This is a genomic window from Calyptranema fuscum S582 (genome assembly GCF_055793305.1).
This window is the reverse complement of sequence record NZ_JBSLYH010000111.1, coordinates 1-4418: the sequence shown is the minus strand read 5'-3', so window position 1 is coordinate 4418 and position 4418 is coordinate 1. Positions and strand designations below refer to the sequence as shown.

Sequence of the window (4418 nt, the reverse complement as noted above, 5' to 3'; positions counted from 1 at the left end):
TTTATACGGCAGGCTGATCACCTGCTTCACTATTTCTCTGAGAGTGGGGGTATCCATTGTTTGCCCTCAACCGTTTTGACATCTACAACCAACACATTCAACGGTAAGTCTTGCAGCACCAGTTCACCGATCGGCTCTCGAAATAGCTCGTCATACACGGTATCGGTTACCGCCAGATACAACTGTCGCTCTGGATCGACCCGCGCCAATAGAAGCTGATACAGCATATATTGACCAATGGCTTGCTCTAGCTCGGCAATGGGCGATTTGCCCCGCGGTTTTTTCTCACAGATCAAAGTGCCTTTTCAAGAAATCTTGAGCATCGGCGATCGCACCCTTTTCGGCATTACGGGTCAAGTTTAGCGTCGTAGCAATGTCCTCAGAGGAGGCTGCTAGGAAGGCCTCGACGGTTTTGAAGGTTTTACTGATTTTTTCAGCAAGGGGGCGATCGCACTGGTTGTTACGCACCAATACATTGGCAGACAGAAACGTTTTTGTTGCTGAATGCTTGAGTGCGGCTAGATCTGAGCGGCGTTCCAATTCACTGCGGAGTTGCTGGGCAAGTGCCTCAATATCTGGCTTCTCTAGATCCCACTGGGAATAGGGGTGATAAAGTTTCCCCTGGAGATCCGCAGCAATTTCCTCCTGGGCATCTTCTCGACACAAATAAATCAACGGACGACCTTTATAGTGCCCCATTGCTCCAATTTCCAAAAACACATTGGGGTTTTTATCACTAATATCCGCCAGGTAGCAATGACTGCGGGCAATGTGTGCTTCTACATTGGCAGAAATAGTCAGCCCCAACAGTTTGCTATCGGCACGAATAACTTCCCAGCCATAGGGTTTGTCCTCCAGCACCCATTTCAAGGCTTCTAGCAAAGGCTTAAACTTGTCATCAAACGGCATGGCGACAAAACAGCTAATATGCTCTGTCTGACTATCGTTTTGAGCCGCAATCTGTGCCCGTAGTTCCTGATCCTTGTCGTCGATCTGGAGCCTGAGTTTGGTGACTTGCCCCTCTAGCTTTTGAGCGCGATCGGTCTGGGTAATCATACGATCGATCACCCGGCTAAAGCTTTTGAAAATAACCTCCGCATTGCCAGCCGTCAACACCTGATTGATCAGCATGATGGAGTTGTTGTAGATCGCCATGCAAGCATCAATCTTGTCCTCTGATGGCGACATTTTGGCGAGTTGCTGCACAGTGGGATTATCCGCATTTAGGTACAGCGTCACCGGAACCGATCGCTCTCCCTGCAACACATCCTTAACCAGCTTCCGCACCTCTTCGGGCAGCGCAACGTTATCCCCTGCCTGCTGAAGTTTCTGCCGATTTTTGGCCGCCGCCGACAATACACTCAAGGCTGGAATTGACTCTGGCTTAAATCTTACTGCTTTAGCCACACTGCGGCGATCGGGCATCCCGCGTGTGAATTCCTGCTCCAATGAGCGAAACTCCTTCTGCTCCTCAGGGTTAAGTGCCTCAAAAATGACATTTGACTCGCCAATGTTGAGTTGCCGCAGCTTAATTTCGGGATGCAGCCTGCCATACCGCTCTAAAAAATCATCCTCAAACACCTGGCTGGCATCTACCACCAGCAAACCCCGCGCATCGCAGAGCATATAAAACTGTGTGGCACTGCCGCGCTCATCAAAATAGAGCAGATCGGTTCCCGATTGTCCCTGGCTTTTTGCGGCCTCAAAATAGGTGCTGAGGCTCATCGGGCCCTGGTTAGTTTCAAAGGGGATCAAATCAGCAACCGCACGGAAGAAGTTATCATCCCGCAGCGCCATGCCTTTCATGTGGTAGTGGTGCCAATCGCAAAGTTGTTGAAATCGGGTGGGGTCATTCTTAGAGAGCTGCGTCAGGTGTCTGATGACCTCATGCCCCAGTTGCTCTTTAATCTCCTTTTGAATTGCATCCTGCTGCACCGCATCGCGGGAAGCCGTCAAAGTCAGTGCTGGAGAGTCAATAATGCCCCGCACAAACTTTGCCCAGGATGGCAACATATCCCGGTTTGCCTCCATGACAAACATCCGGGACTGGTAGACATCCACAAAGCCGCTGGTATTTACATCGGGAATGCGATTATCGGATACATACAACACCCCATCGACCTTGTAAGGCTTACCCAGGTGAATCGGAATCGTAGACAGAGGATTATCGGGAAATCGCTTCGCCACAAACATCGCCATATCTAGCACTTCATCTCTGGGATTGTCGTAGTGCTTGTGCCAGGGCGCATTCACTGTGTTGGTTGGGCCCTCGTCGTCATTCAGGTAAATACTGACGGGCAAAAAGTCGGCATACTTGCGAATAGCTTTGCGGAGTTCCTCTACCAGCAACATATCTCGATACTGATCGTTGATGTAGAGCGTAACTGAAGACCCTGCATCTTTGCGTTCTCCAGGGTTGAGGTCGTAGGTCTTCTCCCCGCTACTTTCCCAAAGCCAGGGTGGACTATCGGGCTGCCAGGACAGGGTTTCCACCACTACGCGATCCGCGACGATAAACGCTGACAGTAACCCAATGCCAAATTGTCCGATCACTGTCACTTCCGCTTGTCGTCCCTTCTGCGTTAACTCTTGTCGGAAGGCATCGGTTCCACTACGCCCAATCGTCGAGAGGTAATCCTTTACCTCCTGCTCTGTCATCCCTGCCCCGTTGTCCGTAAAGCTGATCGTCGCCGCTTCGCGATCCACCTTGACTCGAATCACCCCTTCGGGTGCTCCTTCTCCCTGCAACTCTCGCCTGCGCTTCACTGAGTCATGGGCATTTTGCAGCATCTCCCGCACAAACACATCCGCTTCGGCATACAGGTTCTTCGCTAGTAGTTTGATCAACCCCTGCAAATCAATCTGAAACTCGCTGGGCTCAGGTGTATTGCCATTGGGCTGAGCACTGGCATTGGTTTGGGCTGGTTTTCTGGGCATAGAGGTAAGAAGATGGCTGGGTTTCTAAGTAAATACGCTTATGTATTAGGTTGCCCAGGATTCTAACAAAACTTCTAAGTTTTCAGCCAATAAAGCAATTTGCTATTCACCCTACAGCTAGCGTTAATAAAGCTGAAATAACCTTCTTTAACACAATTCTTAGGAAATTTGCCAGAATAATACTGATTTGCCGTCAACAGAAATCCACCTATGCCTAAAAGAGTCTTCTTCAGCTTTCACTATCAACGTGATATCTGGCGGATTAATGTTCTTCGTAACTGCTTTATTTCAAAAGTTTCTAATTATGAAGATAGCTCCTTATGGCAAAAAGAGAAAGATGAGAAAAAAATAAAGCGTCTTATTGATAATGCCTTAGCAAATTCAGCAGTTACTGTAGTTTTAATTGGTTCTGAAACAGCTCAACGTCGATGGGTTAAATACGAAATTCAAAAAAGCTTAGAGCTTCGTAATGGAATGCTAGGAATACATATTAATAATGTTCGAGATCCAAAAGGAGAAATTGATTTAAAGGGGATGAATCCTTTTGAGGATTTCACCATCGAACAGTTTAATCAAGACATTTATATGTCAAAGCCGCTAATTAAAACGCTAAAAATGTTCCCAGTATACGACTGGCTTGATGACGATGGATACACTAACCTTGGTAAGTGGATTGAAGAAGCTGCAAGAACTGCAGGTAAGTAATTTAGAACTGCATTTTTAGAGATAAGGCTTAGTTAGCCGATCTCCTGCTCTTAAATTACGGAAATGTGATTGATCTACTTCAATGGTAAAGTTGATATTGATGCATTAGTAAAGCTTTCAGATGAGCAAAGTTCTCTCTTGCAAAGCCTTTATAAAGAATTTTTTATGGTGACGACGACTATCCTAAGCTATAGGATGTGAGCCTTTCTCATTAATGTATTCAGATTTGTCTGTTCATCTTGTGTAAGCAACGCTAGAGTAAGCCAAGGATGTGAAGTACAAAATAGGTGCTGTGGGAGGGAAAATTGACGTACTTGTATCAGTTAGTCTTTCTTGGTGATCCACCTGCGGATCAGATTACTGAGTTAGAGCAAACCATTGCAGACATGGTGCAAGCCTTTGGCTTAAAGCTTGGGCACGATGTCGCTTGGGTAATTAACCCTCAAGATTTGCAACTGCAACAGAAGATATCTACCTCTGCCATATTTTTTGGGGGACAGGACGCTTCACAGAATCACCTGAAAACTCTATTGGATAAAAATATCCCCATTATTCCTATAGTTTCTGATAAGACAAGGGTGCAGGATGAAATTCCTGTAGTTCTTCGATCGCTCAATTGCTTGTCATATCAAGATGGATCTCAAAGGATTGCAACAGCCCTGCTGGAGTGTGCTGGGCTACTGCCACGCCAACGTCGGGTCTTTGTAAGCTATCGAAGAAATGAAGCCTCACAAGCGGCATTACAGCTATTTGATCAGCTTTCTGCCAGATTGTTT

Annotated in this window: 3 protein-coding genes and 1 pseudogene; 2 read left to right on the top strand and 2 right to left on the bottom strand. The window is 46.8% G+C overall.

All coding sequences use genetic code 11. From position 1 onward, the window contains the following. Positions 1-29: 29 nt before the first annotated feature. Positions 30-296, bottom strand: a complete 267-nt coding sequence (locus ACR6Z4_RS32020) for an element excision factor XisH family protein (RefSeq protein ID WP_479721367.1) — start codon at positions 294-296, stop codon at positions 30-32. Further along, entirely contained in the window at positions 286-2937 is a 2652-nt protein-coding gene (locus ACR6Z4_RS32015; protein WP_479721366.1) for a heat shock protein Hsp90 family protein, read from the bottom strand. The genes ACR6Z4_RS32020 and ACR6Z4_RS32015 overlap by 11 nt, the downstream gene beginning before the upstream one ends. A 210-nt stretch (positions 2938-3147) precedes the next feature. Here ACR6Z4_RS32015 and ACR6Z4_RS32010 point away from each other — a divergent pair, with 210 nt between their 5' ends. Together ACR6Z4_RS32010 and ACR6Z4_RS32005 are read left to right on the top strand one after the other, a co-directional pair. Next, on the top strand, positions 3148-3642 hold the full coding sequence (locus ACR6Z4_RS32010) for a TIR domain-containing protein (protein WP_479721365.1): 495 nt from the start codon (positions 3148-3150) through the stop codon (positions 3640-3642). 305 nt (positions 3643-3947) lie between these two features. Then, positions 3948-4418: pseudogene (locus tag ACR6Z4_RS32005) on the top strand (toll/interleukin-1 receptor domain-containing protein); the annotation flags it as partial.

Excerpts from the sequence above, each read along its gene's own strand:
- ACR6Z4_RS32015 (WP_479721366.1), bottom strand. The coding sequence starts at position 2,937 with ATGCCCAGAAAACCAGCCCAAACCAATGCCAGTGCTCAGCCCAATGGC.
- ACR6Z4_RS32010 (WP_479721365.1), top strand. The coding sequence starts at position 3,148 with ATGCCTAAAAGAGTCTTCTTCAGCTTTCACTATCAACGTGATATCTGG.